This is a genomic window from Lamprobacter modestohalophilus (assembly GCF_016583905.1).
Lineage (GTDB): Bacteria > Pseudomonadota > Gammaproteobacteria > Chromatiales > Chromatiaceae > Lamprobacter > Lamprobacter modestohalophilus.
This window is the reverse complement of sequence record NZ_NRRY01000010.1, coordinates 36,676-53,208: the sequence shown is the minus strand read 5'-3', so window position 1 is coordinate 53,208 and position 16,533 is coordinate 36,676. Positions and strand designations below refer to the sequence as shown.

The window sequence follows — 16,533 nt, the reverse complement described above, 5'->3', positions numbered from 1 at the left end:
GTCAACTGAGGACATGTGAAGGATGCCCAATTACCTTTATCCCGGAAGCGCCGACTCCTGGGTCGGCAACCACCCAGCCATCAAACAGCTCCCTAAGGCGATCAAGACTGCTCTGACTCCAAAGCTCGCGCGGTGGTCAAGGCAGCAATCCGAGAATGCCCGCCCGATCGGCACCCTGCCAGAAGGCGCCCCAGACTGGGCCGCTGAGTGCCTGGCCAGCGGTCAGACTGTTGATCACTTCATCGCCTCGCCGACGACGCGGGAGATCGTGCAACGCATCGGCGGCTTTCTCGATATGCTGATTGCGGTGCGGGATGACGGAGCCGATCCACAGCTGAGCCTTCTCATCAACAGGCTCCTTCGCCGCATTGGCAGTGGCCAGGCCGGCGTCCCAGAAGTGCTCGAGAAAGAGCGCGAGTGGATGGCGCAGCCAGCCTATCGCGAAGTGCTCCGTGATCTCGGATACCTTACCGATGAGGAGCTACCGGCGACGGAGAACGGTCAGTGGCGCGAACTCCTCGACCTCAATCAGGCGCAACGGGTTGGCAAGGTGCTCGACAACTGTCTCGCCAACGGGTACTACGACGAGGACCTCCAGGACCGCGAACAGAGCAACGTACGCTTGTTCACTCTGCAGGCTTACGACAACGGCAAGCCTCTCGCTGTGGCCGCGTTCCGTCACGGCCAGCTCGAGGACTTCGAAGCAGCTGGCGCGGACCCGGACGTCCGGCAGCGGAGGGCTCGCAAAGCTTACAAAGGCGATTTGATCGACCTGCTCAAGGCGCTGGACTACGCCGTCAGTCCCGACGATGGCGAGCTGGTTGTGCGCACTGGCATTTGCGGGCGCGACGATCTGGACAGGTTCCAGTCCGCGGAGGCTTTCGGGGTGCGCGTCTGGTCCGATAGGGCCGACACGCTGATCGTGTACCCACCAGGGTGTGGCCATGTGATCCCGATCGACATCGCCCAAGGCGCCGACAGCCGCTATGTGCTCCCGCGTGACGAGGCGACCGAGGTCGACGTCGGCGCTTCTGAAGGCTGCTCGCTGCGTCGCCAGATCGACCTCGCACTGCTCGACCAAACGCAGTTTGACCTGCTTTGCCGAGCGCTCAGTGTGCTGGTGCGCCGGGGCAAGCTCGATCTTGAGCTCTGGCGCTTTCATGAGTTCAGCACCGGCGGTGCTTATTGGGCCACGCGCCGGCAGCATGCGATCAAGACCATGATCGGCCATTTGCTCGCCTACAAAGGCTGTGTCTGGTGGGTGCCTGACCAAGGACGCCGGCTGGCTTATGTCATCTACGACCGCGCCCTCGAGAAGGGGTATGACCCGCTGCTGCGCGAGCACATTGCCGGGCTGGTGGCGGCTCGCTACACGCAGCCGATTCGGTTCTGGAACGCGCTCATCAAGCTGCGCGTGCCGTATCCGGACATGCGCCGCAACGCAATCGGCGCGCCCGTGCTCGAGCCAACCATCTACCGGCGCAAGCGCATCGATGCGAGCGAGGGCTGGTCGCTGCGCCGGCGTTGCACTAAACGCGGCTACGAGGTCCGCTCACGGCCCGTCGACGACCATCAGCGGATGGTCAATACGACCGAGCAGTGGGTCTGCTGGCATCCACAGCACGGTCCGGTAACGGGGCTGCTCGTGCGCCACGTCGGCCCGCGCAAGCGTCGCTTCGACCTCCAGGCGCCAGGGCAGGACCCGCAGGCGCTGGCGCTACTCATGCAAACCCTGAGGGAGGCCGGCCTGGACAACGCCTTCTCGTCACTACACAGCGACCACGACCTCTCGGTGCTGGATCGACCCATCGAGAAACAGCTCCTGCGCGACGATGCTCAGCCTGTTCGTCCCACCACCGCGATCCGGGGAACCGGTCTCTCGTTCCGGCGCAACGGGCCGCGGGTGCTGGTCTTCGACGCCGATGAGCGGCTCGTCCTGGCGCTGAGCACCGATAAGGAGCGCCGGCTGCGCCGGGCCCAGATGCTCAGTGAGCCAGACCGTCTGCGCACTGAGTTTCCGGCACTGATGGCCCATCTGGGCGTGGAACTCACCGATGCCTTGCAGCCGATCGCGCGCCAACTCGGCTATCGCGTCACCGACGGCGTGCTCGAGGTTCTCCCGCCACTGCCCGAATTCGATGATCCGCCGGTTAAGCTGACCGGTAATGAGGATCGGGTCGACATCGACTACACCCAGGCACTGAACGGTTTCGACGCTGATGACATCGACCACCCGAAGGTTCGAATCAGCCTGCAGCGCAGCGGCGCCTTGATCCTCCTCGGCGCCATCGAGCCGGACCGCGATGATGACGACGTTCGGCAGGTCCGCGATGCGCTCTGTCAGGCGGCCAATTATCTCGGCGCGCCCCTCACGGCGGAGATCGGCCGTGGCTTCGGCCTGCAGCGCCTGCCGAACGGTCACTACCGGCTCGACGATACCGATCCGCCACCGCCCGGTTGGTCGCTCATCGGCGACGGCGACCAGGTTTGGTGGCAGCTTGCTGACGACCTCGGCCGGCCGGCAGCCTGGTACCGCGACGGTGCCATCGGCTTTGAACCCGCGCACCTTGAGCGCCTGCTCAAGGCGGGCAACGCCATCCGCGCGTTCCTCGCCTGGCAGGACACGAGATCGGCCGATCGCACCATGGCCGCTTGACGCGTCGACAGAGCTCAGAACGGCCGAATCGGCGTCCTTCATCAACCGGATCAGGTGTCAGCCTATGCACATCAACCGCCAACGCCGGACCTTGCTGCGAGCTTTCGGGTTTGGCCTGACAGCACCTTTGTGGCCGACCGGATTGGCGTTCGCCGATCAACCGGCTGCGCCTGGACCACTTGTTGTCCAAGCACCGCCAGAGACGGCTGTCGCGCCGGGCGCCGCCGCGAACAGCCTGCGGATGTTCCGCCTCAATCCGGCTGAGCACCGTGTCACCCTGGGCCCCGACCTCGAGCCGTTCTGTCTCGCGTTCGGGCCACGCGCTCAGCGGACGCTGCAGATGCTCTGGACGTCGTCCCTGTTCGGCTGCACCCAGCCCAGCGAGATCACCGATGAGACCGTGACAGGCGTCACCGCAACCCCCGGATGCTGCGATTGGCTGGCGCTGATCATCGATGCACAGTCGCCCGGCGCGCTCGCCGCTGCCAGTGCAGCGGCCCGGGATCTGGCTGACCGCGACATCTATCTGCGCTTTGCGCTGATCCTTGAAGACCAAGGGCCGCCCGATCCGACGCAGCTAACGACACTCAGCGACACCCTGGACGGCGTGGTGCTTCTGGAGCACGCCCCGGCGCACGCGGCACCCGCGGAGGTCAGCGCGGCGCTCGTGCTGGAGCACTTCCTGCTGCCACCGGGCCTGGTCGGTATCGATATCTCGGATGTCCGCCACATGCTCCGCCAAGGCTTCGGGATGCACCGCGCGCTGAGCGCGCCCTGCACAGCCAGCGCCACCACGGAAACGTTGCAGGGTTTGGTCGCCGGCGAGCCGATCGCGCAGGCACAGGTTGCGATGGCCTGGGCTGCCGCCGGGTTCGACTATCGGCTCGAGGAGTACTCGGCGATGTACGATGCGCTCGAGGCCCTGGCGCCTCGCGCCTATCGCCTCGCGGGGATGGGGATCTCCGAGGAGATGGACACACAGGCACGCAACCTGCTGGTCTTGTGGGGCTGAGCGCCGCTTAGTTCAGCTCGCGACCTATCATGTATCGCGGAAGTGGCATCCTGTTTGTCGAAGGCATCTCTGCTCCGGACTGCCGTCTATTCCTTGTGTGCAGGAAACGTTCGAAAATCTGGAGCATTCCGGGCGGCGGCTGGAGTTCGCGCGATGCTTCGGCTTGGGATACAGCCGTGCGCGAGACGGACGAAGAACTTGGGATCACCGCGAACGAGCAACGTATCGCGTTCAGCCAGTGCTATCCGTTCGGTATCGCCGGGTTTGATTGGAAGACCTTCGTCGTCGTGCAGAACGATTTCGACGATGGTACGCGCGGCAGGGATTATCACCGCGAATTCTGCGGGTCGCAGTGGTTCCCGTTGAACCGACTGCCCGTTAGAACGCATCTCCTGTTGTATCCCATCCTCGTGCGGTTGCAAGTGGCGCGGCTGACCCGTCGACTGCGCTCGCCTGGCCGACGCTAATGGCTTCCAGCGTTTGAAGCCAGCGATACTCGGTGACATCTCCATCCTTCATGTACTGCAGCCGCGCAATCCTCCCTTGGCAATCCCGCTCCCGTCAGCGCGGCTCCCGGGCAGAAGAACGCCCGTCATCCATGCCCGGCTCGCTTGAGCGGGTTTGCCCTCCATGGCGAAGACGCTCGGCCGCAGCCGCACCTCACTCGCTCCCTCCGCACCCGTTTTTGCAACCCCGTTTCATGGGGTTGCAAAAACTCCCGCTCCGGTCGCTCGCTCGGCGCGTCCGCCGCCTTGGCCTCCCGCTCCCGGCGGGCAGCTCCTGCCGAAGAAGCGCCGACATCCGTGTCAGCGCTGGCCTGCCGGCGACCGGCGCGGCGTGCTCCCGGCAAGCGGCACCGGGCTTCGCTCCTGTTTCGCCGTGGTGGGCCGCTGACCCCAGCGGCCATCGCAGAGTTGATGGTGTTGCCGGCACGCGCATCGTGTACCGCTTGCTCGCGCCGGCGTCGCGCCCGGTTCCGTCCCGGCTCCGGCAGCGGCGCCGGGTCCAGCACTTCGCTCATGTCGTTATTGCCTGAGAGGCCGCGTCGCGGGATGAGAGGAGGGCGCCAGACAACCCCGCTCGCGCCGGACGCTCGGCCCAGCGTGCGTGTTGGCCCAACCCGCACGCTGGTCCGGCGCCGGCACTTCGCTGGTTTGGCCGTTGACTGAAAGGCAGTAGAAGCCGCTCCTCACCCACCCGCCGCTCGGCGCGCGAATAGCGCGCCCAGCTCTGGGCGGGATCGTCGCGGCTGGCTCGGCTTAGAAGCCACAGCGCGCGCTGTCCCAGCGCGCTCTGTGGCTGATCAAAGCGTTGGGTTGCTGAAAGGCCGCAGAAGATCGGCCGTGCTTCGCACCGCCGAACGAGGTCATTGAGGCTCAGCTCACCACATAAGGCTTGGTCTTCGCCGCCTCGAACGCCTGAGCGGCATTCACCAGCACCGGCTTGATCCAGCCCAGGCGTTGCTTACGGCGCTTCTCGCCATAGAGAATCGTACGGAAATGCCCTCGGCGCCAGTGTGCCTTGACGCTGCGCTGAGCCTCGCCCGTGCTGTCGTGGTTCTGAGGCTCTGCCGGGGCTGGGAAGCTCGCTGGTCCGATCACGATTCGGTCGTAGGCAGCTGCCAGCTTGCGCTGCAGCCGCGCCTGCTTCTTGTATCCGAGTCCTTTGCGCTTGCGCGCAAGCTCGCTGCGTGCGTTGACCTTGACTTGCTCTGCATCGCCCAGGTGGAGATACAGCAGCGCTTTGGCCAGCAGTTCCACCACCGGACGCAGCATCGCCACATCATCGGCCCTGACCGGTGCCATGCCGAGGTTCGCGTAGGCTGCCGGGTTGTTGTACCAGGCCATGTGCCGCTCGAGCACTGTCTGCAGGCACTCGTCCTCGTACTGGATCAGCAGCAACGTATCGCGCGAGGCATCATCGAGCACCCCAGACTTGCCGATCGGTGAGCCGGTGATCACGATCTCCACCGCGCGCACTGGCTGACTCGGATCGAGACCGAGCGCGCGGTTGCGTGCCGGGTTGTGAAAGACCTCATGTCCGGCAGGCAGCTCGTAGCTGCCGAGATAGGCGCCTTCGCACTCATGCAGCCCGCTGAGCTGATTGCTGACCCGAAGCGCGTTGGGGCGGCTGAATTCGATGTAGACCAGCGTCGAGGGGGGACGAAAATAGCGGCAGGGCAAGCCAACCACGAGATCCGTTTGCGCGAGCATCGTCTGCAGCGGCGTGCTTAGTTGCAGGATCGGATCACCCTGCGCGCGCAGCCGTGTGCGCGCTACGGTAAGCATGAAGCTGCCCATGTTCTCGCCGCCAAGCAGACCGAAATGGGTCTGCCCGACCGCGAACATGCGGGGCACGTTGTTGATGATCCACTCGGTAGAGGCGTGCGCATCACCCAGGTAGGGCTCGAGCCCAGCCAGCACGCCTAAGTGCTCGAACATCTGCCGATCCACCTGCTCGCCGTTGACCGCGGCCTCCATGCGTACCGGATGCGGTAGCGTCCAGATCTTGGGATCGTCGTTCAAATCCATCGACAGACTCCGTGCGGTCGTTAGTCCGCTGCTTCCTCAGTCAGGGTCACCAGCATGGTCTCGAGCGTCGCCCAGCACTCCTCAATCGCGCGCTGCTGGACCGCTTCAAAGACGTTCAGTTTGATCAGCTGATGCAGCTTGACGACATCGAGATGTGTTTCAACCCCGGGCGCTCCGAACTGTTGCTCCATCAGGCGCAGATTGGCGCTGACCATGGCCGGGGTGTTGGCCTCGATCCAGGTTGCGATGTCGTGCTCGACCGAGAGCTCGACCTCGACGCCACGGCCGTCCAGGTAGTCGATTACACTGGCGTTGAACAGATCCATGCGCAGCTGATCAAGGAGGTTGTCCGGGTGCAGCGTCTCATCGGCCAGGTAGTTTGGCGCAAACTCCTCGAGAAATACCTTCGCCCTCACCATGATCTGATCGACGTCAGCCCACACCACGAGGCCGATGACGTTTTGTAGGCGCTCCTGATTGCTTGTGGCCACCGCCGCACTTAGCGCTTTGGTCCACGGTGGTTCGGCGGTTGTGTGCGGAGTCGGCATCGTCGTTCCCTCCCAGGTTCACGTATGCTCTGCGAGGCCAGGTTGATCCGGTCTCGCTTGATGTGGTCGTGCTCCCCAAGCGGGTAGCCAGCACGGCAGTATAAAGACTTGGCGTCTCTGGCTTCGGCGCTATCGCTGGTCCCGTTTTCGAGCACACCGCTGATGCGGGTCTTGGGGGTCGTCGTTCAGTGCCATGGCAGTCAATGGTCGTCTGAGCCGTAGGCCCAGCCTGATGTGAAACCCTGATTGGTCGCCAGCGTCACCAGTGGCTCGACGGTGCGTGCATAGGCGTTGAAGAGCTCGCCATAGTTCAACAGCGTCTCGGTCGAGGGTAGATGCAGATCGGCGATGTAATCCTCGGTGAAGCGGTCGAACTCGCGGGGGCTGAAGATACGCCGGGCGATCTGTAGGCCGTCATACTGTAAGTCCACCAGGTCGCGCAGGTGGTCTCCGCTTGGGATGTGGTTGGACTTGGAGGCGTTCACCGCTGGTGGCGCCGGGATCAGGTTCCAGAGTTGATCATGGACCACGAACGACCAGGGCAGATAGTGATCGAGTGCGAAGTGTTTCGGACTCAGGGGCTCACCGGTGTAGATGCAGGTCAGCGGCTTGTCGCCGGCGGCGTTTAGGATTTCACGCCAGTAGCGGCTTTGCTTGTTCACCGATTCGCGCTTGCTCGGCGGGAACAGCTTGTTGGGCAGGCCTGGTGTGTTTGGGTTGCGCCGCTGCATATACGCCAGCCAATGCCAGCAGGCCCAGCCGTGGATGATCCCCTGATGCTGCTCCAGGTAGCGGACCCAATCCGGATGCCAGTGGATGGCTGTGCATTCCTTCCAATTGTCGCTGTCGTAGTGGTACAGCGGACGGACGGTCTGGAAATGGCTATTCACGATCGCCGGCATGGCGCGCTCGAAGGTCATCCAGGCGCCTTTGTCGATGTCGCGCAGTTGCGGCTCGAGAAATGGGATCTGCAGCCGGTAGGGGACGAAGTCCATGAGCCGCAGGGCAGATTTCAGATCGCTGTTCGCAATCGCCCGACGCAGCGCCGACTGTTCGCGGGTGGATAGACTCTCAGAGGCCGTGAAGTCGAGCCCGAGGGCATCGAGCTTCTGCGTGATGGTGTCCTGGGCGCCGAACGAGAGCTTGAAGAAGGTATGCGCGAACCAGACCGCGCTCAGCATCTCGATGGTGATCTCGGTGTAAGGGTAGGGGCGCTCAGGGTCGAACTGATGACGCTTGAGCAGTTCCAGCAGAGCGAGGAAGAAGACGAACTTGTAGGAGTTGGTGGTGTTGCGGAACAGGCCGGTCAATGCGGCGATGTTCAACCCATCCTGCTCAGGGAATGGTGCGGGATCATGCTCCAGCATTGCGATCAGTCTAGGACGCCGCTGCGGCCATCACATCCGCCAGGGCCACCTCGATGTCGGCCCAAGTCTTCTCCAGGATGCGCTGCTGAATTGCCTCGTAGATATCGAGATCGATCAGCTGGTGCAGCTTGACCTGATCCCGATGCGTCCCGACCCCCGGCTGCCCGAGCGCCTGCTCCATCTGGCTCAGGTTGGCGCTGACCAGCGCCGGCGCGTTGGCCTCGATCCAAGTAGCGATGTCGTGCTCGACCGACAACTCGATCGCGACATCCTGGCCCTCCAGGTAGGCGAGTACGCTGGCACCGAACACATCCATCCGCAAGTGCGCCTCGAGCCTATCCCGGTCCAGATCCTCGTCAGCGAAGTAGCTCGGCGCAAACTGTTCGATAAAGCGCTTGGCCCGCACACTGATCCGCTCGCAGTCTTGCAACACCAGGTGGCCGAAGACGTTGCCAACATGTTGCACATCGTCCGTCGCCACCGCGTCGCACAGTGCTTCGGTCCAGTCGGCTGCTTGGCTGTTCTGCTTGTGTGGCATCGTCGTTGTCTCCGGATCGATTATGCTCTGTGGAGTCGGCCGTTGCCGCTGTCGCGAACCTGGCCGCGCACCCCTAAGCGCGCGTCCAACGCGTCAGTATAAAAGAGTCGGCGTTTGGCTTGCGGTCAATCGCCTAACCCGTTTCCCAGAGGCCTACAGGTGACCGCCACGCCCTTCTGCTCCGATCCCACCATCGCGCACTACGACACCGAGGCCGCGGCGTTCTTCGCCACCACGGTCGATGTTGATATGTCGCCGCTCTATGCGCCGTTCCTGGACAAGTTGGCGCCAGGTGCAACCATCCTCGATGCCGGTTGCGGCTCCGGGCGTGATGCGCTCGCGTTCCGCGAACGAGGTTTTGCGGTTACGGCGATGGAGCCATCGCCGGTGTTGGCTCGCATGGCCGCGGTTCACTGCGGTTTGCCCGTTGTCATCCGACGCTTCCAGGACCTCGACTGGCACGCCCGCTTCGACGGCATCTGGGCCTGCGCGAGTCTGCTGCATGTGCCGCTGGCCGAATTGCCGGGTGTTTTCCACCGTTTAGCGCAGGCGCTGCGCCCAGACGGCGTGCTCTACGTCTCGTTCAAGTACGGCCGCGGCGAGCGCGAGCATGGCGGGCGTCGGTTCACCGATCTTGATGGGGTGGGCCTGGCCGATCTGCTCGGACTTATGCCACGGCTGGAAATCCTCAAGACTTGGGTGACGGCCGATTGTCGGCAGGGACGATCCGATGAGTGGTGGCTGAATAGTTTGATCAAACACCAGAGCGTCGCAATGCGGCCCAGACGCTCTGCAAGCTGAGGTTTCCAAGGAAACGGCTTGATGCTGCCATGCCGCTCACAGCGTCAGTGCCGGCCCACAGAACACCCCGCCCAACGTCGCTTCCTGATGCCAACGGATGTATTTCAACTTGAACCTAGTCTGCACCCGCAGCCGATCTACGCTATCTGCGAGACGCCCAGCACCTGTGTAGACCCAGTAGCGACTGTTCCCGGTGTGCGGCCTGATCTTCAGCGGTCTCGCTCGGCACTATCACGAGATCACCACTCACGCCGCGCTGGCCAACGAGCATGCTTGGCTATCTGAGATCACACACAGTTCGTTCGACAAAGGGTGATCGAGGTCATTTTTCTGTTGTTCAAGCAGGATAAATCGCCCGTTGATGTTTATTCCTGCTAGTCATAATCGCTAAAATTGGGCAAGGCGCTTCACGCGCTCAGGGTAGTGGATTTGGAGAATGGTAGGGGAATGCCAACAACCGTGGACGTATCGTCATCGCTGATCGGTGGGTACCGGTCGAATTTCTTCATAGCACCAACAACGACACCCGTTCTGCGTCAGCAGTCTGTAACGGGGTGTTTGCGTGCGCGTGTGTTTCTTGCAGGGAGTCCAAGCGGACTAGGCAGTATCTGTCTAGCACACCTGACCCAGATTCTGCCTAATCAACTGTAACGCTCAATCATAGGAAACACACAAAATGATGAAAAGAGAAACAATCCGAAGAACTGCGATCGTACTGACGGTTTTCTTTGTTAGTGCTTGCGCTACTCCACCAGATAAGATATCCGCAAGTTATGTTTCTCCTATGCAATATACCGACTATAGCTGCGATCAAATCAAACAAGAACTGCTGCGGGTAAATCGGCGCGTCGTTTAAGTTACAGGTGCTCAGCAAAAACACGCGGATAATGATGCCGTTGCAATGGGTGTCGGCCTTGTACTGTTTTGGCCAGCACTGTTTTTCCTCGCGGGTGGCGACAAAAAAGACGAGTTGGCCAGGTTAAAAGGCGAATATGATGCTTTGGAACAAGCAGCAATACAAAAGGACTGCATGATCGCGAGCGAATTACGCGATGCTAGACAGCAACGCCAATCGGCGGCAAAGAAGAAAGAACAGCAGACACGGGAACAACAGAACAGTGGATTTAAGCCTTAAGGGAACGCGTTAATTTTAGCCTAACACGCAGTGTTTCACCGGATGCTGCAATTAGTTGCGCCGGTGAGCTTGGCGTTAGGCCTAACTCATCGCCAGATGTACATGTAACGAAAAGGGGAAAAAGATGAAAATTGGAGCAATTGCGGTTCTTATCGCTGCAATTACGATAGCAACATCAGCTCAAGCTAACTCATGCAAGCTACATTATATTTTAAAGAGTGGCGCGAGTGGTGCTCAAGGTGGTTACAGTTCATATTCAGCGTGCATGAAAGCTGGCAACGGATCTGCATCATTTGCTGATAAGATTAAATCGTTTTATTGTGAGTGTACGAACTAATGCCTAAAGATAGGCGTGCGAGGCACGTCCCACGGGGCTGATCGCACTTGAGCCCAATCCATAGGCCGAAGGAAAGAGCCATCTGATATCTCACCCTTCCTTATATATTGGAGGTTTGCTATGTGTGGTGACGGCATTTGCATAGTTATTGACTTTCTAGCTCAAATAGCTTTGGCGGTCGTAGTTTTCTTACTCATACGGAAAGTTGGTTTTAATAGCGCTGCTGCAAAGTGGGCGTACATTATTCCAATGGCCTGGATAGCTGATTTTGCTATCTCAATGATGGAATTTGACAAAGGCGGATTGTTCAGTGGGCCTGAAAGTTTGGGTCTACCATTTGATATCATCGGGCTCCTTGCACCATTCAGCGCTGCAATTGTGCTTCTGGTATTCCTGAAAAGTGATTGGCCCTTGCTGCGCGCTAAGGAGGACGAAGCGAGGTTGCGTAGTCCCCGCTAGGCGTAGGCGTGTACCCGCAGTGGCGAAGGCGCAAAGACCCGAAGCCGCGCAGGGGTATGCAAATTGCATCCCACATGCCGTCAAGCCATTCGCCGTAGGGCTTGTGCGCAGCTCTAACGCGCCCTTTTGCGCTGTTCGAGACGTAGCAGTGTTAATTTGGAGGATCTACCGTGTTTTTTCGGCTCTCTATTAAAATTGGTTTGCTAGTTTTGGCCTGTGTCTCAGCCGGTGTAATATGGCAGCAAGCACAATTATCCGTTTTGGCGATTAGCCGTATCAATCCGGTTCCTGAAGTTGAGGTCTTAGTCTCTGAAGAGCGATATGCAGAGGCAGCCGATTACCTCGAGTTTTTCCTCAACTATGATTATGTTCGCAATGATCCTGCAGCTCAGGCACTATATTCGGAAATTGAAGAGATACGTAACAGTATTTCCTATCAGGCGAGCAAGCTTGGTGAAGGGTTAATAGCAGGCACCAGTGATGAAGGTATCGGAAAAGCAGCTGGCGTAATTACTGACTTTTTTGTCATTGGTGACATTAGAGATCTTACAGCACAAGGCGTCAATTGGGTCAAAGGTGAGGATGTCGATGAGGTCGTTGCCGCGCTCGCTGCCATCGGTGTCGTTGCTACAGCTGCACAGGTTGCCAGTGCAGCGGCGACTGTCGGGAGTGCTGGAGCAGCCGCTCCGGCTGCTGCAGGAAGCACAGCTGTTAAGGGTGGTGTGACTATTCTTAAATCTGCTAAGAAACTCGGGAAACTTCCTCCTTGGCTTGGCAAGACCCTTGTCAATAGCGCAAAGACTGTTAAAAAGACAAAAAGCTTGGATTCTGTTGCAGACCTTTTTAGTGATGTTTATCGGCTCGCTCGAACACCCGGCGGCTTAAATCTTCTGAGTAAAACCACTGATGCTGCTTCATTACGGCGCATGGCAAAGGCTGCCGAAGCTTTTGGTGACTCTACGGCCACCTTATATCGTATCGGTGGCAAGACTTTTGTAACGGCTGCCAGTCGGGCAGGTCAACTTGGAACCGATAGCATCAAACTAGCTTCAACTTATGGCGCAAAAGGGCTGCGCACGCTAGACAAGATTGGGCCGACAAGATTTATTAAGTATTCTGCCCGTGCATCAAAGATTGCGTATAAGGGTGATTTTTTCGACTTAATGGCTCGCTTCTTAGCCATGGTGCCCAAGTGGATACTCTATCTTCTGTGCAGTCTTGGCGTCATTGTTTGGGTTCCTTGGCGATGGTTTAAGAAATGGAGCCTTCCGTTTATTCAGAGTAAACAAACTGTAGCCGGTTAAAATCAGGGAAAAACTGCGACAAGCATGTTAATTTTTCCTAACACGGTGCTCTAGCAGAGCCAGTTTTTCTACCGCTTGACCGGCTCTGCTGAGAACGGAGTTAGGCTTCGGACGTGACCGCAGAAAGCACTCGCATGACCACAGAACCCGCATACTTCCAGATTGCGTTCTACATCATTAGCCCATTTCTTACGTTCCTTGCAGTGGCGATCGCGTATTTGGCGATCTACAGACAATCGAAGCCAAATATTGTTATCCACTATGAACCTAGCGACGATGCTGGCTCAATAATCGATTTGGTAATTCATAATTACGGTGGCGGGACGGCGAAAGATGTCCAGTTCTCCAAAGCCATACCAATCGGATGCTTTGGAATTGACCAAGCACGCCCTGTTGAGAATTCTAACTTCTTGAAGGTGAAGATACCAATTTTGGCACCGGGAAAGACTTTAAGGTACATGGGCGGTCAGTATAGCGGCCTGCTCGTTCATATCGGGGACGGGTATCCCGTTACGGCCACCTACAATTACCGAACGCCTCTGCGGATTAAGAAGAAAGGTAAGGACACATCTATCCTCGATATTCACTACATGGCGGGGATGCACTCGAGTAATAGTGCGGCCTACGACCTAGCGGATGCAATGAAAGGGCGAAATAATACGGTTTTCATTAAAACCAATAAGGCACTTGAAGTGATTAGTAAACAATTAACGCGGATTGCCGCTGTCTTGGAATCTTCCAGAGAATCGTCGTCTGAAAACACCTAACGAGCGCATTCAGCCGATCCAAAAAAACGCGCGTCTAGCTCGCAACAAAATTCAAGTCCGGTGAAAGCGCGCTTTTGGGTCGGATAATTTGCGCCGCTACTGGCAGAACAATCACTCGCACCTAAAACCCGCCCATCCCACAACAACCCCAACCAAACCACCCAAAATCATCTCTCTTTGTCGGTGCCGGGCAGCTACTCAGTCCCCCGGTCAGCACCCCCACCAACTCCCCGATATCAGCCCGAAAAGCCACTCGCGCGCTGCTGACACCGCCAATCTCGTGAGCGCATCGGCCGGTTTAAGGCCATCGCCCGGCTGGCGGCATGATCCAACCAGCGTTTGCCACTCACAGGCGGCATCATCGCCTCACTAAACCCGCCACCACCGGATCACCAACATGAAACACCGATTCACCCAACGCCTGGCAACGCTGCTACAGAACGACACGAACATCGGCATCATCCTCTGCCTGCTCGCCCCGCCGTTGATGCTGATCGATGTCTACGGCGGCGGTTTTGTGCTGTTCCTCGGTGTGGTCCTGATCATCATGGTGCGGTTGGACGGCGGTCTGCGGCCTGCTGATCAGCGACCGGTCAACGCACTGCGGACGTCTAAAGATCGCTAGTCGCTTGCTGATAGGTGCTTCAGGTGGCAGCAATAGCCGGGCCGCCGGCCAAGGTCGTGCCAACGGCGCTCGTCGAGCTGCCGTTGCCACATTGCTGGAGCTGAAACGCCCCGCGCGTGGCATCATAGGGCGCTGTTAAGTCGAGGTATCGCATGACCTTCTTGGACGGCAGTTTGCTTTGGCTAGCCGGTGGCTTGATCAACTATGCGATCAAGCTGATCAAGTATTGGCGTGATTGGTGCGAGGAGCACAATCGTGTCTTTTTTGTGGCCGTGTTGATCAGCGCATTGATCTTCGGGCCAGTGGGCCTGCTCATCACGCTGATTCGCTCACGCGGTAATCCGTTCAAACAGATCTAACACAAGGCGTTGTGATACTACGCCCGCGCTCGACGGCGCAGCTGCATTGCTTGCTCCCCGCCTGTCACTCCCGTGCTTGCCGCTCCCAGCGGCAGCAAGGCGCGCGCCGTCGCTCAGCCGCAACCTGACCGACAGCCATCGCACCCGCCACACTCGCGCCGCGCCCTCCACGGCGCTATGCTCTCCGGTATCTGGACCCTGCAAGGACGCGCTATGGACATACCGCATCGTCGACATTCCCTCGCCACCTGGCGTTATCTCGGTCGCGTCGCCTTCCGCGTCAGCCCCGGCCAGCGCTGCCTGCCACCACCCGACGATCCCGCCGCGCGAGAGGCCTGGTGCGACGGTTTCCGGCTCGCATGGTGTGATTGGTACGCCCGGCTTCCACCCACCGAGCTCGATGACGCGCTGCTCGAGTTCGCCCTGTCCCGTGCTCTGCAGGGCAACGACCTCAGCGGCGATACGGGAGAAAAGACACCCGCTGTCGAGCGTCCAGTATGGCACTCGCATTAAGCCTCTGGCGGGACGCCAACCTGCTGCCGCGCCCGGGGTTCACGCTCGTCTTGTTCCTGAGACGCTGGGCCATCCTAGCCATCGGCGCGCTCCCGGCGCGCACGAGGCCGCAGCAGAAAGCACTCCGTTCAGCCCCCAGCCGCTACTCAGGCGAGATTCAGTCGTCGCATCCACGCAGATTCCGCATCACCTTACCCACGAACAAATCGATACCCGCATCGTCGGCAAAGACGAACGGACCTTGCAGTTCGCCGTGCTGAACCAGCAGATCGCTACGCCCTGATAGACGTTCAAGGAAGGCTTGAAGGTCTGCGGCATTGCGGGCGTGGTTGCTCTCCGACGTCGCCGGCGTGACGAACTCTTGGACGAGCATGATCGCGCGGGTGAGCTGGCGCCGCTGCGCCTCTGCGAGGGCTCCGGCGCAGGCAGTGAGGAGTTGGTAGCGCAAGTCGCGGGCCTTGGGCTGGCCGGCAAGGCGAGGTTTCAGCAGCAAGGCGGCCAAGCCCTCGACCCTGGCGATCCCCTTTGACCTTGGGTTGTCGATCCGCCGCTCGAGGGCCGCTGCGAACGTCTCGCCGATGGTCTCGCCGTAGGGCTCATCCGCCTTCGCCTCGATGGCGAGCAGGTATGTGCCGAACGCATCGGTTGCGATGACTAACAGGTCAGTATTTCGGGGCTCGCCCGCGAACGCATCGAAGCGCAGCCTCGCCTCCGGCTCTGCGTCCCAGTCCAGCACGCTGCCAAAGCTTGGGTGCCGGTGCAGCACTTCATGCACCTCCTGCGGCATCGCATACCCGTCAGGTTCCAGCCAGGCCCGCGCGGTCTCTTTGGCGCTGCGTCCATCGACCCAGTGGTGATGGGACTTTGGTGGCGCGTACCGCTCCCAGTCTTGGAGGGTTTCGATGGCTCTTCCGGCTTTTGCGATGGGCATCTCGCGGCGTCTCTCCTGTCTGCGGCTGTCGACGTCCTGAGCATAGTCTTGTAGTGACATTCCGTCTCGACCTGCACTCCCGATCCCTGATCCGCTGTGCAGATTCGCTTTTAGGGAAGGGTAATGAGGCCTCGCGCGGCTGCGGTCACGGGGCAGCGGTCCATATGTTTCCCGACAGACAGCGTCTTTGCTGGCGTTTGACCAAGTGGCGGCTGGTGACACGACTGTTGGGTCTACCCCTTGTGATCAAGAATCGAAGGTCGGGGCAGTGGGAGCGGCGTGACGGCGAAGACTCGGAGGTTCGGGGCGGGGGACGCTTGCAGAGTGGTCTGTCGACTAGCTGGAGCAAAAGGGGACTCTGAGATCGGCATGGCCACATGCGGGTTATCCACGGCGTCTGTGGATAACCGCCCTCCCCTGCTCGAAAAACGGCTGTTCCGGTAACGCCGTTGTTAGATTGCACCGTTTCTGAGCAGCACCGATGCGCGGTGACCTGGGACTCCCCACCAAAGCGGTCTCCTGGCAGGAGACCGACACAAGCAAGCAGACTCGACGTTCCTAGTGATAGGTCTGTTGCTGAGCGCCAAGCAATACCTGAGAGGGTACGCAGCGCTGGGGTGGTACCCGCCAAGAGGGACGCCACGACCCCT

16 protein-coding genes are annotated in these 16,533 nt (G+C 59.8%); 11 read left to right on the top strand and 5 right to left on the bottom strand.

Annotated features, from left to right (window positions below; translation table 11 throughout):
* The first annotated feature begins 22 nt into the window (after positions 1-22).
* The 3 genes from CKO42_RS08335 (at position 23) to CKO42_RS08325 (ending at position 4,135) form a co-directional block, all read left to right on the top strand.
* Positions 23-2,656 (top strand): hypothetical protein, encoded by a 2,634-nt coding sequence (locus tag CKO42_RS08335; RefSeq protein WP_200241941.1) that lies wholly within the window; start codon positions 23-25, stop codon positions 2,654-2,656.
* Between the two features lie 64 nt (positions 2,657-2,720).
* Positions 2,721-3,668, top strand: coding sequence for a hypothetical protein (locus tag CKO42_RS08330; RefSeq protein ID WP_200241938.1), 948 nt, complete (start codon positions 2,721-2,723; stop codon positions 3,666-3,668).
* Between the two features lie 29 nt (positions 3,669-3,697).
* Positions 3,698-4,135, top strand: coding sequence for an NUDIX hydrolase (locus tag CKO42_RS08325; protein WP_200241934.1), 438 nt, complete (start codon positions 3,698-3,700; stop codon positions 4,133-4,135).
* A gap of 909 nt (positions 4,136-5,044) precedes the next feature.
* Here CKO42_RS08325 and CKO42_RS08320 read toward each other — a convergent pair.
* The 4 genes from CKO42_RS08320 to CKO42_RS08305 form a co-directional block, all read right to left on the bottom strand.
* Positions 5,045-6,199 carry an AcrVA2 family anti-CRISPR protein gene (locus tag CKO42_RS08320; protein WP_200241931.1) on the bottom strand — a complete coding sequence of 385 codons (1,155 nt, stop codon included), beginning with the start codon at positions 6,197-6,199 and terminating at the stop codon, positions 5,045-5,047.
* A 20-nt stretch (positions 6,200-6,219) separates the two neighbouring features.
* A complete protein-coding gene (locus CKO42_RS08315) occupies positions 6,220-6,690 on the bottom strand; it encodes a hypothetical protein (protein ID WP_200241928.1) in 471 nt (156 codons plus the stop codon).
* A gap of 257 nt (positions 6,691-6,947) precedes the next feature.
* Positions 6,948-8,114 (bottom strand): HNH endonuclease domain-containing protein, encoded by a 1,167-nt coding sequence (locus CKO42_RS08310; RefSeq protein WP_200241925.1) that lies wholly within the window; start codon positions 8,112-8,114, stop codon positions 6,948-6,950.
* Positions 8,115-8,124: 10 nt separating this feature from the next.
* Positions 8,125-8,652, bottom strand: coding sequence for a hypothetical protein (locus CKO42_RS08305; protein ID WP_200241922.1), 528 nt, complete (start codon positions 8,650-8,652; stop codon positions 8,125-8,127).
* A 159-nt stretch (positions 8,653-8,811) separates the two neighbouring features.
* Between CKO42_RS08305 and CKO42_RS08300 the strand changes: the two genes are divergently transcribed.
* The 8 genes from CKO42_RS08300 (at position 8,812) to CKO42_RS08265 (ending at position 14,952) form a co-directional block, all read left to right on the top strand.
* Positions 8,812-9,453 (top strand): class I SAM-dependent methyltransferase, encoded by a 642-nt coding sequence (locus tag CKO42_RS08300; protein WP_338034876.1) that lies wholly within the window; start codon positions 8,812-8,814, stop codon positions 9,451-9,453.
* A gap of 901 nt (positions 9,454-10,354) precedes the next feature.
* On the top strand, positions 10,355-10,588 hold the full coding sequence (locus CKO42_RS08295; RefSeq protein WP_200241917.1) for a hypothetical protein: 234 nt from the start codon (positions 10,355-10,357) through the stop codon (positions 10,586-10,588).
* 457 nt (positions 10,589-11,045) lie between these two features.
* Complete coding sequence (locus CKO42_RS08290; protein WP_200241914.1) at positions 11,046-11,384, top strand: hypothetical protein; 339 nt, start codon at positions 11,046-11,048, stop codon at positions 11,382-11,384.
* Between the two features lie 170 nt (positions 11,385-11,554).
* Positions 11,555-12,688 (top strand): hypothetical protein, encoded by a 1,134-nt coding sequence (locus CKO42_RS08285; protein ID WP_200241911.1) that lies wholly within the window; start codon positions 11,555-11,557, stop codon positions 12,686-12,688.
* 134 nt (positions 12,689-12,822) lie between these two features.
* Positions 12,823-13,455 (top strand): hypothetical protein, encoded by a 633-nt coding sequence (locus CKO42_RS08280; RefSeq protein WP_200241908.1) that lies wholly within the window; start codon positions 12,823-12,825, stop codon positions 13,453-13,455.
* Positions 13,456-13,852: 397 nt separating this feature from the next.
* Positions 13,853-14,080 carry a hypothetical protein gene (locus CKO42_RS08275; protein WP_200241906.1) on the top strand — a complete coding sequence of 76 codons (228 nt, stop codon included), beginning with the start codon at positions 13,853-13,855 and terminating at the stop codon, positions 14,078-14,080.
* A gap of 152 nt (positions 14,081-14,232) precedes the next feature.
* A complete protein-coding gene (locus CKO42_RS08270; protein WP_200241904.1) occupies positions 14,233-14,439 on the top strand; it encodes a hypothetical protein in 207 nt (68 codons plus the stop codon).
* A gap of 213 nt (positions 14,440-14,652) precedes the next feature.
* Positions 14,653-14,952 (top strand): hypothetical protein, encoded by a 300-nt coding sequence (locus CKO42_RS08265; protein ID WP_200241903.1) that lies wholly within the window; start codon positions 14,653-14,655, stop codon positions 14,950-14,952.
* Between the two features lie 157 nt (positions 14,953-15,109).
* Here the strand turns inward: CKO42_RS08265 and CKO42_RS08260 are convergent, their stop codons facing one another.
* Complete coding sequence (locus CKO42_RS08260) at positions 15,110-15,883, bottom strand: DUF6946 family protein (RefSeq protein ID WP_200241902.1); 774 nt, start codon at positions 15,881-15,883, stop codon at positions 15,110-15,112.
* Positions 15,884-16,533 lie beyond the last annotated feature (650 nt).